The 25391-nt window shown below is 46.1% G+C and carries 22 protein-coding genes; 13 read left to right on the top strand and 9 right to left on the bottom strand.

What is annotated here, in order from left to right:
• The first annotated feature begins 114 nt into the window (after positions 1–114).
• The 3 genes from ACFVQB_RS10115 to ACFVQB_RS10105 all read left to right on the top strand — a co-directional run bounded on the left by ACFVQB_RS10115 (position 115) and on the right by ACFVQB_RS10105 (position 2550).
• On the top strand, positions 115–684 hold the full coding sequence (locus tag ACFVQB_RS10115; RefSeq protein WP_379437761.1) for a GNAT family N-acetyltransferase: 570 nt from the start codon (positions 115–117) through the stop codon (positions 682–684).
• 209 nt (positions 685–893) lie between these two features.
• Positions 894–1376 (top strand): SRPBCC family protein, encoded by a 483-nt coding sequence (locus ACFVQB_RS10110; RefSeq protein ID WP_379437758.1) that lies wholly within the window; start codon positions 894–896, stop codon positions 1374–1376.
• A 49-nt stretch (positions 1377–1425) separates the two neighbouring features.
• The gene (locus ACFVQB_RS10105) at positions 1426–2550 is read left to right on the top strand and encodes an SGNH/GDSL hydrolase family protein (protein WP_379437755.1); all 1125 of its coding nucleotides are present in this window, start codon (positions 1426–1428) and stop codon (positions 2548–2550) included.
• 104 nt (positions 2551–2654) lie between these two features.
• Here ACFVQB_RS10105 and ACFVQB_RS10100 read toward each other — a convergent pair whose 3' ends face one another.
• Positions 2655–3194 carry a dihydrofolate reductase family protein gene (locus ACFVQB_RS10100; protein WP_379438123.1) on the bottom strand — a complete coding sequence of 180 codons (540 nt, stop codon included), beginning with the start codon at positions 3192–3194 and terminating at the stop codon, positions 2655–2657.
• A 68-nt stretch (positions 3195–3262) separates the two neighbouring features.
• Between ACFVQB_RS10100 and ACFVQB_RS10095 the strand changes: the two genes are divergently transcribed.
• The 5 genes from ACFVQB_RS10095 to ACFVQB_RS10075 all read left to right on the top strand — a co-directional run bounded on the left by ACFVQB_RS10095 (position 3263) and on the right by ACFVQB_RS10075 (position 6385).
• Positions 3263–4162: a helix-turn-helix transcriptional regulator gene (locus ACFVQB_RS10095; RefSeq protein ID WP_379437752.1), complete on the top strand. Its 900-nt coding sequence runs from the start codon at positions 3263–3265 to the stop codon at positions 4160–4162.
• A 272-nt stretch (positions 4163–4434) separates the two neighbouring features.
• Complete coding sequence (locus ACFVQB_RS10090; RefSeq protein WP_379437749.1) at positions 4435–4701, top strand: CD3324 family protein; 267 nt, start codon at positions 4435–4437, stop codon at positions 4699–4701.
• An 86-nt stretch (positions 4702–4787) separates the two neighbouring features.
• Positions 4788–5174 (top strand): GNAT family N-acetyltransferase, encoded by a 387-nt coding sequence (locus ACFVQB_RS10085; RefSeq protein ID WP_379437746.1) that lies wholly within the window; start codon positions 4788–4790, stop codon positions 5172–5174.
• 263 nt (positions 5175–5437) lie between these two features.
• Complete coding sequence (locus tag ACFVQB_RS10080) at positions 5438–5995, top strand: class I SAM-dependent methyltransferase (protein ID WP_379437744.1); 558 nt, start codon at positions 5438–5440, stop codon at positions 5993–5995.
• Between the two features lie 27 nt (positions 5996–6022).
• Positions 6023–6385: a hypothetical protein gene (locus ACFVQB_RS10075; RefSeq protein WP_379437741.1), complete on the top strand. Its 363-nt coding sequence runs from the start codon at positions 6023–6025 to the stop codon at positions 6383–6385.
• Between the two features lie 41 nt (positions 6386–6426).
• Here the strand turns inward: ACFVQB_RS10075 and ACFVQB_RS10070 are convergent, their stop codons facing one another.
• From ACFVQB_RS10070 to ACFVQB_RS10055, 4 genes are all read right to left on the bottom strand, one after another.
• Complete coding sequence (locus ACFVQB_RS10070) at positions 6427–8253, bottom strand: AbfB domain-containing protein (RefSeq protein WP_379438121.1); 1827 nt, start codon at positions 8251–8253, stop codon at positions 6427–6429.
• 283 nt (positions 8254–8536) lie between these two features.
• Positions 8537–9982 (bottom strand): DEAD/DEAH box helicase, encoded by a 1446-nt coding sequence (locus tag ACFVQB_RS10065; protein ID WP_379437738.1) that lies wholly within the window; start codon positions 9980–9982, stop codon positions 8537–8539.
• 193 nt (positions 9983–10175) lie between these two features.
• The gene (locus ACFVQB_RS10060; RefSeq protein ID WP_379437736.1) at positions 10176–11129 is read right to left on the bottom strand and encodes an SDR family NAD(P)-dependent oxidoreductase; all 954 of its coding nucleotides are present in this window, start codon (positions 11127–11129) and stop codon (positions 10176–10178) included.
• A gap of 100 nt (positions 11130–11229) precedes the next feature.
• Complete coding sequence (locus ACFVQB_RS10055; RefSeq protein WP_379437733.1) at positions 11230–11841, bottom strand: TetR/AcrR family transcriptional regulator; 612 nt, start codon at positions 11839–11841, stop codon at positions 11230–11232.
• A gap of 593 nt (positions 11842–12434) precedes the next feature.
• On the opposite strand from ACFVQB_RS10055, the gene ACFVQB_RS10050 reads away from it, so the two are divergent.
• On the top strand, positions 12435–13373 hold the full coding sequence (locus tag ACFVQB_RS10050; RefSeq protein WP_379437731.1) for a macrolide 2'-phosphotransferase: 939 nt from the start codon (positions 12435–12437) through the stop codon (positions 13371–13373).
• Positions 13374–13515: 142 nt separating this feature from the next.
• Here the strand turns inward: ACFVQB_RS10050 and ACFVQB_RS10045 are convergent, their stop codons facing one another.
• Positions 13516–15804, bottom strand: a complete 2289-nt coding sequence (locus tag ACFVQB_RS10045) for a 5'-nucleotidase C-terminal domain-containing protein (RefSeq protein ID WP_379437728.1) — start codon at positions 15802–15804, stop codon at positions 13516–13518.
• A 328-nt stretch (positions 15805–16132) separates the two neighbouring features.
• Complete coding sequence (locus ACFVQB_RS10040; protein WP_379437725.1) at positions 16133–17323, bottom strand: MFS transporter; 1191 nt, start codon at positions 17321–17323, stop codon at positions 16133–16135.
• Positions 17324–17649: 326 nt separating this feature from the next.
• On the opposite strand from ACFVQB_RS10040, the gene ACFVQB_RS10035 reads away from it, so the two are divergent.
• Complete coding sequence (locus ACFVQB_RS10035; protein WP_379437722.1) at positions 17650–18612, top strand: endo-1,4-beta-xylanase; 963 nt, start codon at positions 17650–17652, stop codon at positions 18610–18612.
• Positions 18613–18728: 116 nt separating this feature from the next.
• Here ACFVQB_RS10035 and ACFVQB_RS10030 read toward each other — a convergent pair whose 3' ends face one another.
• A complete protein-coding gene (locus ACFVQB_RS10030; protein ID WP_379437719.1) occupies positions 18729–20060 on the bottom strand; it encodes a glycoside hydrolase family 30 protein in 1332 nt (443 codons plus the stop codon).
• A 119-nt stretch (positions 20061–20179) separates the two neighbouring features.
• On the opposite strand from ACFVQB_RS10030, the gene ACFVQB_RS10025 reads away from it, so the two are divergent.
• On the top strand, positions 20180–21094 hold the full coding sequence (locus ACFVQB_RS10025) for an AraC family transcriptional regulator (protein ID WP_379437717.1): 915 nt from the start codon (positions 20180–20182) through the stop codon (positions 21092–21094).
• Between the two features lie 175 nt (positions 21095–21269).
• Here ACFVQB_RS10025 and ACFVQB_RS10020 read toward each other — a convergent pair whose 3' ends face one another.
• Positions 21270–22790 carry a leucine-rich repeat domain-containing protein gene (locus ACFVQB_RS10020; RefSeq protein WP_379437715.1) on the bottom strand — a complete coding sequence of 507 codons (1521 nt, stop codon included), beginning with the start codon at positions 22788–22790 and terminating at the stop codon, positions 21270–21272.
• 400 nt (positions 22791–23190) lie between these two features.
• Between ACFVQB_RS10020 and ACFVQB_RS10015 the strand changes: the two genes are divergently transcribed.
• Positions 23191–24081, top strand: a complete 891-nt coding sequence (locus ACFVQB_RS10015; protein WP_379437713.1) for a diacylglycerol/lipid kinase family protein — start codon at positions 23191–23193, stop codon at positions 24079–24081.
• Positions 24082–24254: 173 nt separating this feature from the next.
• Complete coding sequence (locus ACFVQB_RS10010) at positions 24255–25172, top strand: aldo/keto reductase (RefSeq protein ID WP_379437711.1); 918 nt, start codon at positions 24255–24257, stop codon at positions 25170–25172.
• Positions 25173–25391 lie beyond the last annotated feature (219 nt).

Here is a 25391-nt window from a genome sequence, read left to right as displayed (position 1 = left end):
ACTCCGTATACAATCGCCAGGCTAACGAAATCAGACAAACCTTCATTTGTATTCGTTTTGAGCAAAGCCTTTGCCCGAGATCCATTATTCCTGTACTTATTTGGTGATTCGGAGATGGATGAGAAGGCAAGGAGCCGTATGATAGCTTTTGTTTCCTTTATGTTTGATAAAGCTTTTTTGGTCAGTGAGGAGGTCTGGGGGTTATTTGAAAATGAGTGCCTGCTCGGTGCGTACATCGTAGAAAAACCAGAAAAGAACAAGCTTCAAAATATGAAAGAAGGATTTCTGCTCATGGGGCGGTTCATTCCGTTGTTTTTTCAAATGTCCGTAAAATCCTTATGGCTCCTTAATTCCTATATGCGAGTCACCAGATCCGCCGCTCCCCGGCTATCGCATCATTACCTCATTATGATTGGCGTAATACCTAAGTCTCAGGGAAAGGGAATTGGTAAATCGTTGCTGATGCACCTCATGAAAACAATTAATGGGGACACACATTCACAGGGAATTGCACTGGACACGGAAAACCAAGAAAATGTTAATATGTATTGCAAATGGGGATTTACCTTAAACAAAGAAACACACATCGATAATTTACGGGTGTATTGTATGTTTTATCATAAACAATCACATATCGTTAAAATTCCGAATGTTCTCGATGGATTAGGGAATCAACATTTGTGAATAACGGGATGAAATAAGGCATATTGAACAAATAATCAGGATGATGTGAGAGCGAGCGCCCCACCTGTCCAATAACAATAGTCAGCTGGAGTGCCGATATTGGGAGAACATGTGGAAACGAGTTGCTCCACATCATCCTGTTCATTCCCGGATTAATTCCACATTCAGAGTGGTAAGCCATGATCTATCCTTATGGAGGAGGTACCTTTATGATTGCAGATTTGAAGCTAGTACCGATTGGCACAGTGGCCTGTTTCGAACGTCATTGGAAGCACGCTGCGGAAGATGTATGGTCTTTTTTGACGGTAAACGAAAAGCTTGCAAAATGGTTCTCCGAACTTGAAGTAACGGATCTTCGGGAGGGAGGAAGCATCAAGTTTAATATGCCGGATGGTACCTTTAAGGAACTCAACATTATCGAGCTTATCCCTGGCTCTGTTCTCGAATATACCTGGGCAGAAGACCGGGTTCGGTTTGAGCTATATCCAGAGCCGAATGGGTGCCGTCTACTGTTGCTCGAAACCATCCATCACATCACAAGCCATACACCTAAAGATCTAGCGGGGTGGCATGTCTGCCTGAACGTCATTGAGGCATTACTGGATGGCCGTACATTGGAATCTCGTGAAGCAGAATGGAAAATCTGGTATGAGGAATACCAGAAGCATGTGGACCATTTTCTCAAAAGCTAGTCAGATGAACTGCCCTGTTGGGGCAATAATCATGCGGGAGGAATACATCGTGAAGGCTAATGAGAAATTACAGACGTACGCGTTGACTGATGTCAGCAATCTCAAGGTACATGGCAGAACGACAGGACAACGGTCGCCCTTAACCTTGTTTTGGACTGGAAGCGTAATTGAACTTAATGTAAAAGGCTCTGAGTTGTGGGTGGAGATCGAGTCTGATTATGATCTGTATGAGCCCTGGATTAGTATTCTGATTAACGGTGTCCCGGTGAGCAGACAGATGTTAATAGCGGGAAGGTATTGGATCTGCGTATTCCGAGGCATGAACGAGAATGTCGTGAAAAATGTACGTATCGTAAAAGATGTACAGGCCATGAATGGAGATCCGGGATGTTCCTTGCAGATTCATGCGTTGAAATCGGACGGTGCCTTCGTGCCTGTAGAGGAAAAAACGTACAAGATTGAATTTATCGGTGACAGTATTACATCTGGAGAAGGTGCGATTGGAGCCAAAGCGGAAGAGGATTGGATTCCAATGTGGTTCAGCGCCATACATAATTATACGTTCATGACAGCAGAAGCGCTGAATGCAGAATACCGGGTCATCTCGCAGAGCGGCTGGGGTGTGCTGACGAGTTGGGATAACAATCCGAATGCCAATATCCCTGATTATTACGAGCAAGTCTGTGGATTGGTGACCGGAGATAAGAACGCAGCACTTGGAGCAGGGGACAAGCATGATTTTAACTCCTGGCAGCCGGATGTAGTGGTGGTTAATCTGGGAAGCAATGATGGAGGAGCCTTTCAAACCCCGGCTTGGAAGGACCCCGTCACGGGAAAGGTGTACAAGCAACGCCTGAATGAAGACGGAACTTATCATGAAGAGGATCTAGCTGCTTTTGAAAATGCCGTGACCCGATTCCTAATCCAACTTCGAAAAAAAAATCCAGAGGCACATCTCGTATGGGCATACGGCATGCTTGGATTCCCGATGATGCCAGCGATCTATCGTGCTGTTGACGCCTATACGAAACAGGCTGGGGATACGAAAGTCTCGGTTATACAGCTTCCCAATACGACCGAGGAGACGGTGGGCGCCAGAAGTCATCCGGGTGAGTTATCTCATAGAAGGACTGCTGATACGTTAGCGGAATATCTAAAGGGAATTTTAAAATAATAAGTTATGTTAAAAATGAGCAAAGCCAGCCCTCTCTTGAACAAGAAAGGTCTGGCTTTAGACTTGTAGGCCTTCGACACCCGAAAGGCGATGTATTAACTACGTTACTTCCCTTGTACCTGATAGCGGATCGAAATGATCTGTCCCAGCGTCTGCGTATGAATCATTTTGAAATGAGTTGGCATCGTCCCTGTTGGAAAGAGAGGGATTCCGTCACCAAGAATTTTCGGAATAATGGCAATCTCAACCTCATCGAGCAGTTGTTGTTCCAGAACGGCTTGCACCAGCTGGCCTCCGCCAACAATCCAAATGTCACCGCTGGAGTCTTGCTTTAATCGAAGAATCAGGTTCTCCACAGCCTCGTCCGTAAATTGTACATGTGGTGCAGGGGCTTGTTTGGAACGGGAAAGTACATATGTCGGGCGGTCCGCATAGGGGAAATCTTCTGACAGCTTGAGCACCTCTTCATACGTAAGACGTCCCGTAACCACCGATCCAATCGTTGAATAAAACTCGCCATACCCATTATCGCCACCATCGCCTTCCACATCAAACAGCCAATCCACCGAACCATCCGGTCTTGCAATGTACCCATCCAGACTCATCGCAATGTATAGCACGACTTTATTTTTAGACATATCAATCGCTCCCTTCTGAAATGTATGATACACTCCATCTATGACAAATGTTGACGTAGTTAGGTGGGGTGAACATGAATAATCGAAAACTCGCATTGATGCGACTCATGGATTCGAGAAAGAAGTTTACGGCTCGTGAATTGGCGGAGCGTTTTCAGGTGTCGATTCGTACGATCCAGCGAGATCTGAATGATCTGCAGGAGTTGGGCTTTCCTTTGTATACGGAGGTTGGAGTGAACGGGGGTTATCGAGTGCTTCCTAATCGCATTCTGCCGCCTCTTCAACTTACACAGCATGAGGCGTTGGGTCTGTTTATGATGATTGAATATTTGGAGAACGTGCCTGATTTTCCGTATGGATCGATTCGTAATCACTTGGCAGAGGAATATTATTCAACTTTACCTCAGGATGTACAGGATCTTATTACACGTATGAGGCAGCACATTACGTTCCTTCAACACCATGCTGTGCAGGCCGAGGCATTAACAACCGAGATATTAGGTGCAGCAGTGGATAAAAGAGAGATTGAATTTATATATCATTCCCGACAGGGACATAAAAAAGTACAGGTCGTTCCTATCGGCATCTATTATGATCACGGGTATTGGTATATGCCGGCCCGGAGGAAGGATCGGGTGCTGTTGTATCGGGTGGATCGCATGCAGGAGCTGGTTATGCTGGATTCCATCGACGAGTCGGTTCCTAGTTTGCAAGAGTGGCTGAATTTTAAGGAAAACAGAGAAAGCGTAGAAGTCGTACTGCAATTCACGGATTTTGGGGCGAGACTGGCAGGATCAGATGTACTGTTCAAGTCGGTTGAAGGTAATGAATGGCGAGGACTGGTTCCGCCTGAGGAGTTTCCTTTTACAGCGCGGAAGATGTTGTCCTATGGGCCTGAAGTGAAGGTGATTAAGCCGCTGGAGCTGCAACAACAAGTGAAAGAGATGTTGGAACGGAGTTTGAACCAGTACTGAATGTTGTAAAAGGATATTGTGTTCTCATATGGAACATATAAGAGTACCATGAAAGTAACTTATATAGGATTCACCGAATGGGGGGCTACCATGATTCAATTCATAAGAAGTTTCACGATCCGCTCTATGCAGAGTCCATGCGATGAACAACGGCGGTTGTTTGTATAGAGCTTGAATTCCATTTCCGCCACACCAATATAGTGCATACAAGGACTGTTCATCGGTTGACTCTGCTACCTTAAAGATCTTAACTTTTAAGGAGCGGGGCAAATATGAAATATATTAACGCAGACACCATCTTTCCGGAATCATTGCTAAAGGAGATCCAGCGTCATATCCCTGGTGGATTGGTGTATATCCCCAAACCCAAGGAAACCCATAAGAAATGGGGCGAGGGTTCAGGCAGCCGGATGATTTTGAAGCAAAGGAACGATGAGATCCGACAGCTATTCGCTGCGGGCATGTCCATTGACCAACTCATAGAGCAATTTTGTTTGTCCATCGACAGTATCAAGAAAATTGTATATTCCAAAAAGTGATTAAATGGCTAGAGCTGCATTCGAGAAATCGAGAACACACTCCGAATCAACATGGGATTTTCGAAATCGGTGATGATTACAAAACGTTGCAAGATCAATATGATGTCCAGAACATATGGTGGGAAAAACCAAATGTTCTCTATGCATTTTTGATTAAAGTAGATGACGTGCCAGCAGGTTTTGTATTTGTGGCTACTGCGCCTCATTGTTCGGAAGACACGGATTTCTTTATACATGAATTCTTTCTGATGCAGCCATTCAGAGGTGTGGGGATTGCAGAGTATGCTGCAAAAGAGGTATTCCGGAGATATCGGGGCCGATGGGAGTTGTTCACGAATCCTTCGGAGAAAAATAAAGTAGGTCAACACTTTTGGCGAAAGACCGTATCGAACTATACCCAGGGAAACTATATCGAGCTGCAGGATCATACCCATGATGGCGAAAAGCTGATCTTCAGATTTTCAAATCGTTAATCGTTGTTCCCATATTATAGTTTGATTATATTCAAGGGCTTGAGGAGTAATCCGACAGGCTTCTTTTTTGTGCTCCACAGTTCTATGTTCTATGCGTTTACCCCGTATCATTCGCAAGCTTTATCCACTCGGAATATGATGTAGCATGCTCTCAAATTCTCATCATTCTTCTCCTATTCTCCTCCTATTCTCCTCGATTTGATGGCTTCTTCGGATTTGGATTCTACACTGATCTTAGGAAATTGAACGTAGGGGGCGACGAGATGGAGTGGTTATCCTTTTTGAAGCAATACATCAAGGGTCCCAGATGGATTGGGGCGATTGCCCCCAGCTCAAAATATCTAGCAGCGAAAATGGTGAAAGACATCGTATTTGACCGTGCATCATGCATTGTGGAGTATGGGCCGGGCACGGGGGTGTTTACGAAAATGCTGCTTGCAAACATACAGCCAGGGACCATCCTGATCCTGATTGAAAACAACGCCCGTTTCTGCCATTTGCTGCGCAAAAAGTACGGTCATCTTCCGAATGTACACATCATTCATGATTCTGCCGTGCATGTGGATCAGCACATACGACAAAATGGACTGGACAAGGTTGATTATATTGTATCCGGACTGCCTTTTGCGAGTCTGCCTGCGGAGAGATCACTGGACATTTTAGCTAAATCAAGGCAATATTTGAAACAAGATGGAAAATTCATTACTTTTCAGTATACATTGCTCAAACGGGGTCTGCTCAAGCAGTTTTTCGAAAACGTAAGCATGACAAGAGTGTACCGTAACCTGCCGCCCGCTTATGTATTCAGTTGTAGTCGGTAACAAGAAGGCACAGGATGGAGGATGATTTTGCGTAAATTATTTTATATCATCGGAACAGTTACTCTGACGTCTGTCATAATGATGGGGTGTAACGAGTCCAAAAAAACCGAAAGTATTCAAGAGCCAGCTCCATCTTCAACGAGTCAGTTGAGTATATTGACGAATCAAAAGGCATCGGCCCAGGAAGAACAGCAAGCTCTTGAAATGACCTTGGAATATAAAAAGGCGGAGTTCGCAGTCGATAACACGGAGGATGAAGAATTACTAACCGTAGAAAAGGTGCTAGCCAAAAAAGAGATATTGAAGCCTTTCCTGACTGAACGGAATCTTGAAAGAAGTAGTATAGGGTTGCCATTTCAGGTGTTACACCTAATCGGTGCAAACGTGTAAATGTGAATTCTGTGCTCAATCCTCACTTCCAAATTCCCCAATTAAAAATCGGTTCGCCCAAATGTGGCATCGCTCTTCACCGTTACACTGCTGGAGGCATTGATGGCATCCAGCTGCAATACATAGTCGTAATGCCGGATGTAATATCCGGGCTGGCTATACGACTGGAGCGATACTTTGGAGCTGTCTGCCCAGCCGGGGCTGCTCAGGAAAGTGGCATCTCCTTTATAAGCGGAAGTATCCGTGTACGCCTCAAGTACAATTTTGTTGCTGGCGTTGCGTTTCAGGAAGTAACCCGGAAAGTTGATGGACTCCAGTGAGATGCCTGTAGAGCTAGCCAGGCCTGGTACAACGCGGAACTGGGAATCCAGTGCAGGTGAGACGTTGGTGTCGATCCGTGCAGTGAAGTTGGAATGACGGATGTACCGATCTGGATAATTGAAGGAACTGAATCGGCTGTAATTCGTCGCATCAGGTGTTGCTGGGCCTAACATTTTGACCTCATGCAGGGTTGGCGTGTACCAGTTACCCGGGTTGTTCCACAGGACAGCGTTGACCATATTGATCCGTACATACCGGGCGGTAAAATGAACAGTGTCAGTCGTAAACCCATAGGTGGTATTGCTGGTTCGATCCAGCGTGGAGTAGTTGACGCCATCGTTGCTGATCTCAATTTTGTACTGATAATAGCCTTCCGAGCCTTTATACATAAACCAGGAGATATCGATCTCCGTGATGGTCTTCGGTGCACCGAAATCGACCTGCCACCAGGCTGGCCAAGTATTGGACGATGCTGCCCAAGAAGTCTGATAGTTGCCGTCATTGACATTGGATGCAGATGATCCGGAGGCTGTGGAGATGGCGGTAGCTGTTTTGCCTTGGGCGTGATTAACAAGAGAAGGTGGCGTTACCGTGCCTGTTATAGCATCGATATTCCACTCTTTGTACCATTCCAGTGAGGCGGTTCCGTTTGAATCATTCAAGGTTAAAGGAAGCCAGATATGTTTATGTTCACCAAGATTGAGTGGATTCCAGCGGTCGCCCATATAAATATAGGATGTGGTGCTGCTGCCTGTAATCGTGGCAATATCATGGATCTGGGAGCCGAAGGCCGATGGATTGCCATAAGGTGTAAGAGTGGACCACGTGCCTGTCATGGACGATGCGGTTGCATACGCGCCCTGATTCGGATACCAGCCAGCAGCTTGGGATGTGAAGAGGTAGTAGCGATTTCCTTTTTTCACAACGGCAGGAGCTTCACGGTAGGCATTCTCGAATTGCCAACCCACAAAGGATTCCACACCGGTATAGCTGGCGTTCATTTTGAAAATAGCCATGGTATCATTGGCACCGCCATTCTTGCGGGATGCTGTGACCAGATAGCCAGTACCGTCTGTATCTACAAAAACAGTCATGTCGCGTGACTCGTAATCCAAAGGCCGAAAACTTCCCTCATACGTGAATTTGCCGTTTGGGGTACTGCTCGTCGCTACCGCGACCCGCCCTAGATTGTAATCTGTGCCGTTCTCGTAATGTGCCCATAATACGTACTGATTCGTGAAGGCGTTGTAGATGACTTTGGGACGTTCGATTTTGCTGGAGGCCAGCTCGGTGGCTGAATCCTTGGTCAGAATAGCATTGCTGAACGTCCAGTTCTTCAGATCGGTTGAGGTATAGACGTTTACGCTGTCAAACTTGCCGCTGACCGCATGCTCACCGTACCAATAATACGTGCTACCGACTTTCAGAATGTTTCCGCTATTGGCCTGAATGGGGTTGCCTGCGGTATCCAGCCAATCGGAACCGTTGGTGATAGTCACGCTTGCCGCGTTAGTCCGTTCGGGATGAAGGCCAAACATGGTTAGCATGAGCGCGAAGACCAGAAACCAGACTGCTTTCCTGTTGCTCATTACACACACCTCCTAATATCGGTACTTTATGAAGCGTTTACATATATTTAGTGTAATAAAAATGGAATCTTGTACAAGTGAACAATGTGTACCCTAATGAACAAATGGAACTTTATCCGGAATATAGCGGCAATAGCGAGTAATTTACCTCATTTCAATATATAAAAAAAGGGGATAGTAGACTTATAAAATAAGCCACTATCCCCTGTTGGATAACACTCTATTTAAACAGGTTTAAAATCTATTTATGACCTTTGCGAACCTTGAGCTGCATGCGTTTTATCGTTGTAGTTTGCATAACCTCAAGCACGAGTGGGCCTTTGCCGTTCAGGATTTCCACATCGGTTACATTATCCAGAATGGTAATAATCCCGATGTCGTCTGCAGTGACGCCTTCAATTTTGGCGATGGTGCCCACGAAGTCTACCGCACGGAGTTTCTTTTTCTTACCTCCGTTGAAATTCAGCTTCATGATCTGTTGATTCAACTGTTCACGCTTGTCCTTTTTGCGTTCAGGCACGATCTTCAAACGCTTCTCGAACGCTTCTCGACGACGGTCAACAGCTTCCTCGGAAGGAGCTTTAACAACAGGAATTGCAAATCCGATATACGATTCGATCTCGGCCAGACGTCTGCCATCCTTCGGGGTAACCAAAGTAAAGGCTTTACCTGTTTTACCAGCGCGACCCGTACGGCCTGTACGGTGTACGTATCCTTCTTTTTCCAAAGGAATATCGTAGTTGATAACATGGGTGATGTTCGTGATATCAATCCCGCGCGCGGCTACATCCGTTGCAATCAGATAACGGAATTGTCCTCTTCTGAATGCATTCATCACCTCGATGCGCTCATCTTGTTCCATGCCTCCGTGGATGCGATCCGCTGGATAATCGAGGTCAGCCATAACCCGGAACAGTTTATCCACGTTCTCCTGCGTACGACAGAACACGATACAGCTATCTGGATTTTCAACAATAAACAGGTCCTGAAGCAGCGCCGTTTTGTTCACCTCTGGCACGTGAATCACGGCATGTTCAATCGTGGCTGTGGTAAGACCACTTGCCTTGATCTCAATCTCCACCGGATTGTTCATGTATTTGCGTGACAGCTTGGCTACATCTTCAGGAAACGTTGCGGAAAATAACATCGTCACTCGCTCGCTAGGCAGTGCTTGAATAATGGATTGAACTGTCTCGATGAAGCCCATATTCAGCATCTCATCGGCCTCGTCAATGACAAGGTATGATATCCGATCAAGCGGTAGGGTGCCGCGTTCGATGTGGTCCAGTACCCGTCCAGGTGTGCCTACAGCGACATGCGTTCTTTGTTTCAACTCGGCTTTTTGAACATGAAAAGGGGACTGACCGTATAGTGCGGTTGCTTTAATACGCTTAAAGCGACCGATGTTGGTAATATCTTCGTTGACTTGCAAAGCCAGCTCGCGGGTTGGTGTGAGAATCAAAGCCTGCGGCTTATTTTCGTTCCAATCTACCAGCTCACAGACTGGAATGCCGTAGGCGGCTGTTTTCCCGCTGCCTGTTTGGGATTTGACCACAAGATCTTTATTTTCAAGGGCTACTGGAATAACTTTGGTTTGAACCTCCGTTGGGGTTTCATAGCCCAAGCTATCCAGCGCTTTTACGATTTCTTCGCCAAGTCCATAATCTTTAAATTGTTGCTTACTCATCGTTAACCTCTTTTACGTTAGTTTTGAATACAAGAGCATATTGCATAATTCCTTAAAGCGACTTGTACACGGGAGCGTTTGGAATCGAATTATGCAATATGCTTATATACAAGCATTGCACCGTACATTTATCGTATACCTCTTCATTATACTCTATATGCAGGTGGGTTAACGGAGTAATTCACAATGATGTTTAAATCGTATGATGCAAACCAACTCTTTCTGAACTCCAGTCCCATAATTCTACGGCACGTTCGGGGCTGTAGGATTCCTCGGAAGAAGGAGTTTTCTTCGGTCCATCCCAGTACGTTCCCTTCAATTCGCTTATTGGTTGATGTAATACGAGACTTGCAAGGTCAGTTCCTGATTGCCTTGTGGTGCGTATGCCAGCATTAAAGAAACGCATCAGAGGCATTACATAATTCCACATGAAACGAAGGAGCGGGCGATACTCTCTGGCGAGAGCGGAACCTTTGCCAGGCATCATCCCAGGATTAAATGCAGCGACTGCAACAGTTCTTCCAGATTGTTGGACTTGGCGGGCGAGTTCATAGGTGAAATACAAATTGCATAACTTCGATGTTGTATAACGTAGTTGTCCCCGGGCAGAAGGAGAGAGGGCGGCGAGTAATTGATCGGACTGGGCAGGGTCAGACATGATATTGGGATGAGCATAGCGAGGAGCGGGCATACCGGTTTTGGCTCCGGGATCGTGCGTGTCACTGGATACAACGATGATTCGCCCCTGTTCCTGAAGCGACTCAAGCAGCAAGCGGACAAGGAGAAAATGCCCCAGATGGTTCACACCAAAGGTTGCCTCGACACCATCCGCAGTGGATTGTGTATTTTGCACAAATTGAGACCCGGCATTGCAAACGATGGCATAGAGAGGTGGAAGATCGGTTTGTATATATAGCGCTGCAAGTTTCCTTATGGATGTCGTTGAAGCCAAATCTAGCTCCATCGCCGAGATATTGGGGTTACCGGTAGATTGGATCAAAGTCTGCACCGCAGCGTTTCCTCTACTTAGGCTGCGAGAAGCAATAACGACATGCCACTTCTGAGATGAAGCGATCACTTTGGCACATTCGTATCCAAGACCGGTATTACCGCCTGTAATAATCACTGTTTTATTGGGTTTACTCATGGATTACACTCCCTTGAATGATTTTATATTTAGATACGATACTGTATCGTATCGTTAATTGTCAATAAAAAAGGTCCTGCTAATCATAGCGGGACCTAAATCATTTGGGTTGTATTCCGTTTAAAATCATATCAATACCGCGTTTCAGTTCGTTATCCAGATCGGATGAAGTCGGTTTGAGCAAGAGTTGATACATAATAAAGCCGATTATAAAATCAGACACCAGATCCAGATCTGTATCATGACGTAGTTTTTCTTTCGGGATATAACGTTCAAGCAGACTGGAGATTTCCTTGGTCTTCGGTAGTGAATGGTTTTCCCAATACGACTCTGAAATCTGTGAACTGCCAGATAGGGTTGAAATCAGCAATGAGAGCATCTGCTTCCCAAGCGGATTGTTCATCTGATGGGCAAAACTTTGGGCCATTTCGTACAACACTTCATGTAGTTCGCCTTGTACAGCTGTACTGAACTCCGGCTTGACACGTTCCAGTGCATCCACGACCAGCGCTTCCTTGCTGCTCCAACGACGATAGATTGAGGTTTTACCTACGCCTGCGAGCTGTGCGACAGACTCCATACTCAGTTTCTCCACACCTACTTCGCCAAGTAAAGTTAACGTGGCATCCAGTATACGTTTGTGAACTTCTGTGCTCCTTGGTCGACCTCGAGAAATGGGATTGTCCTGATCTGGGGGTTGTTTAGCGTCCATGCGAATCCTTCCCCGTTCCTTATAAGATTATTTCGTTATTATAACATATCATCTGTTTAATCTTGTGTTAATGGATGACCATCTTCAGAGCCTTAGTCTGAGGAGGATAAGATTTGGCGATAAACTCACCTATCCATACATCTGCAATTCGACCAACCAGTGTTTCATCCAAAGGTGCTGCGACGATCTCTCCTTCAATGATGAGTTCGGCATTCGTATGAAGTGAAATTAAGATGGGTGAAAAAATAACAGAAAAACCGCCATTTAAGCTGGAACTAGAAAATGGAATATGTTAACATATGGGTAACTTACGGAACGGAGGGATACGTGTGGCAAATTTTATCCGGTTGAGATAGTATGGCGAAACGTTTGTTTGCGCTTGCTGTGTTTCTGCCTGTGTGCAGCTCATCGGGATCGGTTTGCCTATTTACACGTATGCCGCTAGTCATTAAAGAAACGCTCATTTAGAGTGGTTCTTTAGTGTACTACTATTTTTTTGCGAGCATTCAGGTATACCCAATATCCGAAATGGACTGCACAGGCATGAATGTCTGTGTTTTTTTATTTTATTGAGGAAAAGGGGATTACCCGATATGACAAAATCGAACGTGAATGAGCATTTGGAATTTCAAAAGGAATTAACATCTCTAGCTGAACAGAACGGGCTTCATATTGCTGAGCAATCCATGAAAATCAATGAGTCCGGTATGGACTTTCGTGTAGCGTTTGCCACCGATGAACAGGGACAACAGTGGATACTGCGCCAGCCACGGCGCGGGGGTGTATGGGGAAGGGCCGAAAATGAGCGCAAGGTGCTGGAGGTTGTAAAAAGCCATCTGTCGGTAGAGGTACCGGAATGGCGGATTTGTACGCCGGAACTGATCGCTTATCCTTTACTTGATGGAGAACCGATTGCGGTTGTCGATCCGGCAGGGGGAGGATATGAATGGCGATTTCCGCAGGAAAGCTTATCCGTTAATTTCTTCGATTCGCTCGCGGCTACACTCGCGGCATTGCATAATATTGATCCTGATGAGGCGGTAAAGGGCGGAGTGCGCAGCAAGACGCCTACAGAAGCCCGTGAAGCTTTTGCAGCCAATATGGAGGAGATTAAACGAAGCTTTGAGGTGCCTGATCAACTGGCCAGTCGGTGGGAGGCGTGGCTGACAACGGACAGCTATTGGCCTGAACATTCAACGTTCAATCACGGTGATCTGCATCCACCGCATATTATCGTCGACGATGCCCAGCGAGTTACCGGACTTATTGATTGGACTGAGGCGGAGATTGCCGACGCGGGTAAGGATTTTGTTATCTATTATGCGCTCTTCAAAGAGGAAGGATTGCGAGATTTGCTCAATCGCTATGAGAAGGCAGGGGGAAGGACATGGCCTCGGATGCTGGAGCATATTCGGGAGCAGTGGGCGGCATACCCGGCAATTGTTGCACAGTTTGCATTAATAACTGGGGAAGAGTCCAATATGGAAATGGCAAGAGGCATGCTTGCGAGCTGGGATGTCAAGCGGGATTGAGTGCATAACAGGTATGAATGAATCGAACTACATCGGGTGAAGAGGGAATGGGACATTAACATATGAAAGGGCGATCTCTACCATGATATTCATGGAGAGAACCGCCCTTTTTTGTTAACGTGAAACTATGCCTTTTCCGTATTTATTTCAGCATACTTACATATTTTCCGTAAACATAAGCAACGCGTCCATCCAGTTTCACTTTGACCCAGCCATACTTATCTGTACTGATTACCTCAAGGATGGTGCCTTTCGGTACGGCAGTAACCACTTTGGCTTTGGATGAAGCGCTGGCGCGCATGTTCAGGTAGGCCGCAGTAACCTTGGCTTGTTTACCTTTAACGACTATACCCGGTTTACCTGTGCTTGGTGATGTCGATGGTTTGCCGGGTTTCGATGTGTCTGGTGTCGGTTTAGGTACCGTTGGTGTTGTAGGCTTCTCAGGTGAAGTCTCTTCCTCACCACTGCCAGTGGACGCCTTGCGAGCTTTATTCAGCTCCTGATAGAACTCACCTTTGGTTTTCACACCAGAGAATTTCGCGATACTTACGTTCGCTTTGGCGGCAAGTGCAGTCATTTCTTCTTCAGTCACCTTATCCAAAATATTAATGGACGCAATATTGGTATACTTGCCATCTTCCGTTGTCGGAACAGACAGGATACCATCATTAATCAGCTCTACGATATCTGCACGTGCAGGTGCTGTCAGATCGACTCCGGTGATTTTCCAGTTGTGCTGGATTTTCGGTTCGTAGACGCCTTTCATCACGTCTTTGAGATAAGCAATGGACAGATTACGGATCGTACCCTGAATCTCGCCAAATGCCGAAGCATCCTTGGAGGACCACAATTGCTTGAACTTACGTCCTTCCAACGCACTGCCTTTGGCAATCAGGGCTTCCATCCGGTAGGCATTCATGCCGAGCTTGAGCGTATCGTCTTCTTTGACCAATGTGCCATTGCTGTATTTGAGGTTCGTAATTCGACTGCCGTAAGGCTTGGTCAGGTCAATCTCATACGTCACCCCACCGAAGAAATCGTCGGTGCTGTATTTGGAAGCACGTCGTTTCGGATCAAAACTGATCGTCACATCACCAGGGCGTGTGGAGTTAAAATAACCCGCAGACCATTCCATGTAATCCTTCAGATCACGTCCGGTCACTTCATATACGGTTACTTCACCAAAGGTATATTGGTAGTTGAATGCAATATCCTTTTTCTTGATCGGTCCAATATCCAGCTTGGCCTTATCGTTATCGATCTGGTGCGCGACTACGTCGGCATCGCTATAATGCAGCATGACTTCAGTAAAGAAGTCAGAGAGTGGTGTCTCCTGAATCTGCACGGCAGGAATACCTTTGATCTCATCTGCTGGTACCATGTTGGTTCCTTTTAGTTCGGCCACTTCAATATTGGCATCGGCACGAGCGAACTCGTGAAACGGATGCAGTGTATCTTCCAGTCCGGGATCGGACACTTCATAAGAGCCATCAGCTGCTTTTACAGCGAGTGCTTGAGCTTCCTTACTTTTCAGTACAACCTTGTCGCCTTCTTTGGCAAACGTGAGGTCAATCCGTGAAATGTGTGAACCATATTTGTTCGGTTCGGAGATCAATACGCCATTAACCGTTTGGGATTCAATCAGCGTATGCATGTGTCCGGCAAAAATAGCAGCCAGCTCCGGGTTGGCATTGGCGATATCCGTGACCCCGGTGCCCGGGTTCCCGTTCTCGTTGTCCAGTCCCATATGCATGAGTCCAACCATGGCGTCCACTTTGCCTTTCAGCTCGGCGATGGCTTTCTTGGTCTCTTCCACAGGGTCTTTGACAATGATGCCATCCAGGTGATCCGTGCCTTTCTCGAACTCGGTGATCATAGGTGTGTTCATTCCGATGACGCCAACCTTGATGCCGTCTTTCTCGATAATCGTATAGGCAGGCATGTAGCGATCGCCGTTTTCTTTGAAAATGTTACCTACCAAGGGTTGTCCCTTGAACTGTGAGGAAATCTTCTCCAATACGTCCAATCCAAAGTTGAATTCATGGTTTCCCATGACCCATGCGTCATATTTCATTTCGTTCATTGCGACCATCATGGGAGATTGAGGTTGATCGTTGAACAGTTCAGCCGAGTTGTCCTGAATCATGTCGCCTGCATCCAGCAGGATTGTATTCGGATTCTCTGCACGTACTTTTTTCACGATCGTGTACAACTGCGTCATACTACCTGTCGGATTCGGACCGTCCAGGGCATAGTCCCACGGCATAAATCGGCCATGAATGTCCGATGTTCCCAGCAACGTAATCTTGGTTTCCTTGTCTGCTTCAGCAGCCTGAGCCGGAGTGGAGGCAAAAGGTGCGAAGAGGATGGAGGCACATAAGAGGAATGATAAGGGCCATCCGGCGTAACGTTTCGGCGAAAATTTGCGCATGTTGTAATCTCCCTTGTTATCTAGTGTTATGTAAAGATATGTGTCATTGGAGTTAATACTAGATAAACATTTGGTAAATGTAAACCACAAAATGACAAATAAAAGAGACCACCGGAATCTTCCCATGGGAATTCCATAGGAAGTGATCAGAGTAGTCTCTACACGTCTCTCTATATGTTTAAACTTCTTCCTCAACAACACCCAAATCATATTTGATTGTATATGACGCTTGGCACTTCAGTATGAGGATGTTACTGATGAAGAAGGAATTTTCTCGTTATGGAGGAAGAGATAGCACTTTGCTCCAGACCAATTGGGCCCTTAACTCTTATAACGTCTCAATTGAACTGCGACTACGAGAGTTGAAAAGTTTTATTTTGACAACGATAGATACCAGAGCAAGCAAACCAAAGATTATTCCACTCCAGATGACCTGATGAATTCCAAGTTGGGCAATGAACCAGCCACCAATGGATGTACCGAGGGTAATCCCCAGATTAGAGAAAGAGACAAAGAGGCTATTTCCGAATTCCGGTGCTTCCTGGGATTCCGTCGTAAGCCAAGTTTGGCTGACAATCAGACCGCCAGAGTGAATCGCACCCCAGACGAACACCATGATAATCATCGGAATGAAATAGGAGCCTGCATAGAAAACGAGTAAATAAGCCGCCATGTATAGCACCGGGAAGAGGAGAACGGTTCTCGGAATATTCCGATGCAGAAGCTGTCCGAATACCAAATTGCCGGCGATCATAATAACACCAAAGGCCAAGAGCATCACACTAATCCATGAACCGCCCATACGGGTAACTTGCCCAAGGTATTCGGCGAAATAACTGTATACGGAGAACATCGCTGCAAAAATAAAAATGACAGCGGCAATATTTAGCCACAGCGCAGGTTTACGCAAAATGCCGATCTGTTTGCCATAAGACATCTTCTCCTGCACAGGCATTGATGGCAGCCAAATCCATATACCGATGAAAGCGATGATACTGACAACCGCTCCGAACCAAAACGCAGCCTCCAGCGAGAATCGTTCCGCAAGATAGGAAGTTAAGGGCACGCCAAATGCAAAGCCGGCAGTGATCCCGGTAAACACTTTGGCAACCGCCTGACTGCTTTTCTCCGGTGGGACCAGCTTGGCACCTGTGACGAGAGCAACAGAGAAGAAGACCGGATGAAAGATGGCCGGGATAATCCGGAAAATTAACATCATGTCGAACTGGGTTGTGTAGGCATATACTACGTTGGAAATGGCAAACAACAGCACAGCAGTTAACAAAATGGTTTTACGATTGATACCAGATACGAGTAAAGTCAGGAAAGGGCCGGACACGGCAACGACGAGAGCGAAAATACTTACCAGCCATCCAGCCTGTGCAGCGGTGATGTTGAATTTCTGCGTGATCAGGGGCAGCACTCCTATAATGCCTATTTCTGTAGTGATGATGGAAAATACACCTAGTGCTAGAATGATGATGGGCAGCGGATTAACCTGTTGTGATTTCGATTTCATGTTAAAATGTAGACCTCCAAGTTAATTTATATTTATATATATAGAAAAGCAGATATGTTGAACTAAAAAAAAACCTCCTTGGCTTTGTATAAAATTATGACCGATATAATAAGTTCTCAGAATTACATTATATCTATATTTATAGATTTGTAAATATAATAAAGTGTGACTCATTTGGTTAAGTCATCATTTTAGTGCCCAACATCTATACTTTCTGAGGGACAAGCTATACTTTCTGCATGGATAATTACAAATTTATCCATTAAAATGAAAATTGTAAGCGCTTACCAATAAATCGAATACTAAAATTCAAAGGAGGAAATACATTGTTCAAGTCCAAATGGTTTAAGAATGTAGGTGCGTTGGCGTTAGTGGGTGTGCTTGCCACATCGGTAGCCGTAGGCAGTGTGAGTGCAGGTTTGGCGAAAGGTAGCAAGTTTCTGGGCAATATTATAGCCAGCAGTGTTCCCTCGAATTTTAGTCCATATTGGAATCAGGTGACCCCGGAGAACTCAACCAAATGGGATGCCGTTGAAGGCACACGTAACGTGATGAACTGGTCTCAGGCAGACATGGCGTACAACTATGCAGTTAACAATGGTTTTCCATTTAAATTTCATACGCTTGTATGGGGAAGTCAGCAGCCTGGATGGATTAACAGTCTATCCGCTGCAGATCAGAAAGCTGAAGTGACACAATGGATTCAGGCGGCAGGCCAGCGTTATCCCAAAGCGGCTTTTGTCGATGTGGTCAATGAGCCGCTGCATGCCAAGCCTTCCTATCGCAACGCCATTGGTGGGGATGGAGCGACAGGATGGGATTGGGTAATCTGGTCTTTCCAACAAGCAAGACAAGCCTTTCCAAATTCTAAATTGTTAATCAATGAATATGGCATTATCGGTGACCCCAACGCAGCTGATCAATACGTTCAGATCATCAATATCTTGAAGAGCAGAGGCCTGGTCGACGGTATTGGTATTCAGGCCCATTACTTTAATATGGATACGGTTTCGGTGAGCACCATGAACACCGTCCTGAACAAGCTGGCAGCAACGGGACTGCCCATCTATGTGTCAGAACTGGACATGACGGGCGACGACAATACCCAATTGCAGCGCTATCAGCAGAAATTCCCTGTACTCTGGCAGCACTCCGCCGTTAAAGGTGTAACATTGTGGGGCTACAATCAGAATCAAACCTGGGTATCTGGTTCTCATTTGGTGAACAGCAACGGTACAGAGCGTCCAGCGCTCCAATGGTTGAGGAATTATCTCGCCAATAATCCTTAAGCTGGAATAGTCATTTTTTTTAGCCATCACTTGTATCCCCCAAAAAATAGCGCCTGTTCCGCAGATTAGGTAGCGGAGCAGAGCGCTATTTCTTTCTCATAATGTACTGTCTAAGATTAGGAAATAACGATACTGTTGAAGGAATCAGCCTCCAGCTCGAACCGGAGTGTCTGCCCTTCATACGCCAGATGCAGATCACGGTTGTCCTTGAACGGATTGTTGATGACAATGACGAGACTGTTGTCCGGGTTGCGGAAAGCCACGGCTTTGCCACTCCAGGCTCCAGACAGTCCTACTCTTCGTGCACCAGGCACGACATCATGAGCAAAATGCTTCATCACATAATACTCGGGATTACGAATGATTCCCTTGGCATCCGGGTCTACCGTTATCATGGAGTTTTGCTCCCACCCCCATGTGCTGCGGCCTTTCGGCTCCAGAACCATGTTCCAGTATATATACGCATTCACTCCATTGCTGAAATAGTGCTGGTACAGGTTAAATACATACTTGGCATAGTTCCACGAGTTGTTGCCATCCCCGCACTCATTCTCGGTCTGCATGTAACGAAGCTCCGGGTAGCTTGCGGCTGTACGTTGAATGGCGTTTTTGCCTGCCCACTGATAACCTACTCCCTTGATATAGGCGTACGCTTTGGGATCACTAAGTACCAGTCCGGCATATTCGTCAAAATCATTCGTTTTCTTCTTGATCAATTCTTCCCATGGGTCCGGTGCATTGATTGTTCCCAGCCAGATTTCCGTATCCAGACCGTGTTGGTCAAAAGCAGGACCTAGGTAATCGGCGATAAACTCACGCAGCTGCTCGCCTGTCCACATGCAGGAAGGGAATTTCTGATCCGCGATGACTTCGTTTTGTACATGGACCTGATGGATGGTAATGCCAGCGTCCTGGTACGCCTGTACGAATTTGACGAAATACAGCGCATAAGCTTCCAGGATATCCTTCTCCCAGCGCAGCGTTCCGTAGTTATAGGCTTTCGGTGACTTCATCCAAGTAGGCGGGCTCCACGGCGAGGCGAAGAATTGCAGATTCGGATTATAGGTCAGGGCCTCTTTGATGTATGGAATCAGATATTTGAAATCACGTTCGATCGAAAAATGTTCCATGGCCACATCGCCATCCACCTCATTGTGACTATACCATTGCTCTGCATAATCACTCGCACCAATGGGCAGGCGACAGATGTTGAATTTATGTTCACCTTCCGGGTGGAAGAGGGAATGAAATACGTCATGACGCTGCTCCTCATTCAAGTGGGACAGGGCAATATAACCAAGCTCGTTAAAGCAACCGCCAAATCCTTCTACAAGCTGATGCTGTTCACCTGTGAGCTTTAAGTTAGCGCTTTCATTTGTAGATGTATAAGAGATCTCTTTCCACGCATGATCTGGTGTAGTGGAATAACCATGTAATGTCAAGGACATTGGAATTTCCTCCTCGCTTGAATCTCAGGTATGATGTACAGTCAGTATATCAAGTCCCATTGCAAAAGAAGATACGCTGAACCGCGTAAAATTTGCCCTAATCCAAGGTGGTGAAATTCATGATCATTCCTGAACCATACCGTTCATATCTATCTCCGGAGAGCCGATGGCTACCTGCGACGGACTGGAACGTCAAGCTGTTTGGTGCTCACATGCAGAAGGTGAAGCAGGGCTGGCAAGTGCCGCTGGAATCGCATTTGGCCTTTGAATTGATATTGATTCTGGAAGGATCGCAGACGACGATACTGGAGAATATCCGTTATGATCTCCAAGCAGGAGATATATTGCTTATCCCGCCTGGATGCAAACATACCAATGAATGTAATCAGGAGCAGGGGCTGACCTACTTTATTGCCCATTTCAATGTAGATGAGGTTCTGTTTCGCCAAGAGATGAGTCGACATGTGGAGCTGTTGTTCCCATGTGGCGGCGAGGATAATCAGCGATTAACGGAAGTCATGATGAAATGGGTGGATCTGCTTCAGCACAAAGAAGAATATACAACATCAGATCTGTTCCGTATGCAGGCTGGTTTGCTGGAGATTTTGGCGATATTGGCAGAGCAAAGCTCCTCCCGTTCCCAAGAAGCCGTCTCGCCTACTGTGGCGCACTATGCAACACTGATTGCCGAGGCAATCAAAAGCCGCTTCAATGCCGGGAATATCCAGCGGGAAGGGCTGGGGGATAAGGAGATTCGGATTGAAGAGATTGCGGCCTCGCTTCAAATCAGCCCTGGGTATGCACTGGAGACGTTTCAGAAAGTATACGGCATCTCCCCGCGCAGATATTTGTCCGAACTGAAGCTCCACGAGGCCAAGCAGCTAATACACCAGCCTGATCTTAACCTCACTCGGGTTGCCACCATGCTTGGATATTCCAGTCTTGCGCACTTCAGTCGTCAGTTCAGAAGATGGACTGGCATGAGTCCCAGTGAATACAGACAGACCATGGGCAGCATCCGTTTTTTCGATTAAACAATCGCATTCCGCGTACTCGTATCGAGTTTAATGCTCATCAAAAATCCCCGCTGATGTTCAGACGGGGACTTCGCTGTGCATGTAATAATCTACATGGAGGGCATATGAATTCAAAATTGTGCATTGAGATAAGTTGAGATAAGTGCCTGGTGCTTGATTATGCTTTGCTTAATTAAGGTTGTACATTCTCGTCCTGCACTTTGTTTTCGAAGATCAGAGTCGTTTTGCTGCTTCCGATATAGGCAACCGTCGTATTGAATTGCTCCGAAATAAAACGTACCGGGACAAACGCCTTTCCATCCTTCATCAACAGGGGAGCGTCGTTCGTCGCAAGGGCATCGTCTACAATCACCTGTTTGTTGCCCACAGTCCACCGAATCACTGTACCATTCTGCGCAATTTGAACCTCCTGTGTATCCGGATTCCAGTTCACGCTGGCATTCAATTGCTCGGAGACAAAACGAAGCGGTACATAGGTCCGTCCCTCATCGATAAAAGGTGCAGCCTCCAGTGCGTAAGCACGATCCCCGACATAGGCCGTGGTAGAGCCTTCAATAAGCCGCTGGAAATTGCCCTGTGGAGTACGTTTCTGCTCCCGTACATTCATCTGGTTTAGCAGGCGCATCGTGTCACTACCGCTTGCGACATCCAGATAATTATTTTGCACCGTGAGTCCGGCAGGTTCCGGCTCGAAGACTGAAGTCTGAGTACCAGAGGATATGGAAGTTGAGGCCGAAATATCCGTTATGGTATTTGTATTGGCAGAGCTGCTTCTTGTAAAAGTAAACCCGGCAATCGGTGTCAGGTCCCACACCCGGTTGTTGGACAATTTCAACACTTCCAGCTTGGAGAGCTGTCGTAATGGCTCCAGATCATAGATCTGATTGGACTCCGTATTCAGTTCTTTCAACCCTGTCAGGTCTTCCAAGGGTGCCAGATGCTGAACCTGATTCCCGGAGAAGTCTAGCACCTGCAGACGGGTCATATGCTCCAGGGGCAACAGATCGGAAATTTCGTTGCCTGCTACATTCAGCTTTTGCAGGGTATTCGGCAGATCCGCTAGTACATCCAGTGTGTGAATGTGGTTGTTGGCCACATTGAGCTGTTTCAGTTTTCTTTTATCCGCCAGCGGTGTGAGGTCCGTTATCGCATTGTTGGAGATTTCGAGCCACTGAAGATCATCTGCATCATCCAGTGCGGAGAGACTCGTAATCTGGTTACCACTCGCGTGAAACGTATGTAGTCGGGTGAATTCACGTACAACCTCTATGGAAGTAATGGAATTGTTGCTGATATACAGCCGTCCCAGGTCTTTCAAATCAGCTAGTGCATCAATCGATGTAATGTAATTATTACGAACGTCAACCTCGCGAAGCTGAGTCAGATGCGCCAGCGGTGTTAGGTCATCAATCTCATTGCCATATAACCGGAGGTGAGTCAGATTCGTGGCGTATTCCAGACCGGACAGGCTTTGAATGCCTGCATTGCTCAGATCCACAACGTGCAACTGCTCCAGATCGGAGGAGGTTAGAGGGGAATCTACCGGTTTGTTCAGGATCAGCTTCAGTCCGTTCTCCAGTGCAGGATCTTCGATGATTCCTTCGCCCAAGTCTGCCGTGGTATAGGCCGTCGCTTGCCCAGCCGCCCCGAGACTCAGGATGAAGACTAGAAATAGTAGAGTCATTCTTCTCATTGCATGAATTCCCTCCGATTCCGATTTTGAGATTATAAAATACTCCGAACAGATTGATTTCTTTCGATGATATATAAGGTAAGTACAAGATTTACACGGTAACAGTGATTCGGAAGGTTGTTCTGCCATCGGAGTGGTAAGTGTAAATGGATCAGTTTAACTTATGCAGGCACAAATAAAAACACATCTATAGTTATTAACCCATCATAGGGCAAAAGGAACAAGAAATTCATGGCAGGCAGAACATCTACTTCTATTCTATATGATACAAACCTAACACTGCACTCTTCCAGCCATCTTTTTCAAAAAAAATTGTACAACTCCCCCAGATCCTATTCAATTCTATAGCAGAAAGGGTATAGATGAAGTAAAGATGCCATTTGGAGGAGAAGATGAGAGTATGCGACAAGCCATGATCATTAGCAATCCATCGTCGGGTAAAGAAGAAGCTCAGCAATATGTGTCTCAGGTACAAGAAATTCTTGAATCACAGCAGTATGAAGTAGTGGTTAATGAGACGGCTGGGGAGGGCGATGCGACCAACTACTGTCTGAGTGCCTGCAAAGATGGCTGTGATCTCGTCATTTCCATCGGAGGAGACGGTACGTTACATGAGACGATTAACGGCATGATGGATCAGGAACATCGTCCCAGACTGGGTGTGGTGCCGTTGGGTACGGTGAATGATTTTGCGCGTGCGCTGAATATCTCCCTTGATCCGGAGGAAGCCATTCGGCAGTTGCGTTCGGAGCAGATCCACAGGGTGGATCTCGGTAAAATCAATGATCGTCTGTTTGCCAACGTGGTGGCAGCTGGTTCATTGGCAGAGGCGTTGTTCTCGGTATCATCGGAAGAGAAGTCGAAGCTGGGTTCATTCGCATATTTAAAAGAAGGATTGAAAGACCTGATGAATACACCCGCCAAGCCACTAACTATTGAGTATGACGGGCAGTTCTGGGAAGGGGAGTCTCCACTTTTTCTCGCGGCACTGACCAATTCGGTTGGAGGTTTTGAGAAATTGTCCCCGGAAGCAGCGGTAGATGATGGTTTAATTCATTGTTTTGTGATTCGTAGCATGAACGTCTTCAATACGGTTACACTCGGAACGTCCCTGCTGTTTGGCAATCTGAAGAACCATAAGGATGTTGAATATTTTACGGCAAAAGAAGTTCACGTCCGTTCCACGGAAGCCATTCGCACAAATGTGGATGGGGAGGAAGGGCCTTCTCTGCCGATTCGAATCAATGTATTGCCTCAACATATTGAAGTGATCGTCCCGGAAGAAGTATAAGTGGATGAACGATGCAGAAAAAAACCTCCATTATTCCATATAAGAATTCTAAAATTCCATTGAAACCGATTGCAGTTCTGTGTCACAATCATAGACGGAAGATAAGTATATACTAGTTGGCAATGATTATGGCATGAATGTACGATACTATTCGAATATGGAGGGAAATCATCTTGAGAACAATTAAACTTGGCAGCAGCGCACTCGAAGTACCGGTTGTAGCCGTTGGCTGCATGCGAATTAATTCATTAAGCAGCAAAGAAGCTGAACATTTTGTTCATTCCGCCATGGAAGCAGGCGCGAACTTCTTCGATCATGCTGATATTTATGGAAACGGAGCGTGTGAGGAGATCTTTGCAGAGGCTGTGCAGATGAATCCCCAGGTTCGTGAAAATATGATTCTTCAATCCAAATGCGGTATCCGCAAAGGTATGTTTGATTTCTCGAAAGAGCACATCTTGAATTCGGTGGATGGCATTCTGCAACGCTTGAAAACCGATTACCTGGATGTTCTGTTGCTGCATCGCCCGGATACCTTGGTTGAACCGGAAGAAGTGGCTGAAGCCTTTGACCAGCTGGAACGCGAAGGTAAAGTGCGTCACTTCGGGGTATCCAACCAGAATCCGAACCAGATCGAACTGTTGAAAAAATACGTGAAACAGCCACTGGTAGCCAACCAGTTGCAGTTGAGTATTACCAATACCACGATGATTGACAGTGGAATCAACGTAAATATGGAGAATGATGCCGCTGTGAACCGTGATGGCAGTATTCTTGATTATTGTCGTTTGCATGATATCACGATTCAACCATGGTCCCCGTTCCAATACGGATTCTTCGAAGGCGTGTTCCTGGGCAGCGATAAGTTCCCGGAACTGAATGCGAAGATCGACGAGGTTGCTGCAAAATATGAAGTGAGCAACACGACTATCGCAATTGCCTGGTTGTTGCGCCACCCTGCTCGTATGCAGCCAGTGACAGGCACAACGAACATCCAGCGTCTGCAGGATTGCATCAAAGCTGGCGATGTTCACCTTACACGCCAAGAGTGGTACGAAATTTATCGTGCAGCTGGCAATGTGCTGCCTTAAACCAAAATCAATACATAGCAGAATGATCTGCTGTATTGCATGTAAAACACGAGCGTATATACCGCTCGTGTTTTTATTTTATCCTTTATTTGATGCTTATTCGTTCCCGGTATAAAATAAGGGTAGGGCCTCTATTTCAACAAAAGGGTTATTTTGTAATTAATACAAATTAGTTGAATTTATCTTATTGACCCTTGCTTAATTATTACATATAATTAC

This window comes from Paenibacillus sp. NPDC057886 (genome assembly GCF_042796655.1).
In the GTDB taxonomy this organism is placed as follows: domain Bacteria; phylum Bacillota; class Bacilli; order Paenibacillales; family Paenibacillaceae; genus Paenibacillus.
The sequence above is the reverse complement of the archived record's forward strand: the minus strand, read 5'-3'. Positions and strand labels throughout refer to the sequence as shown.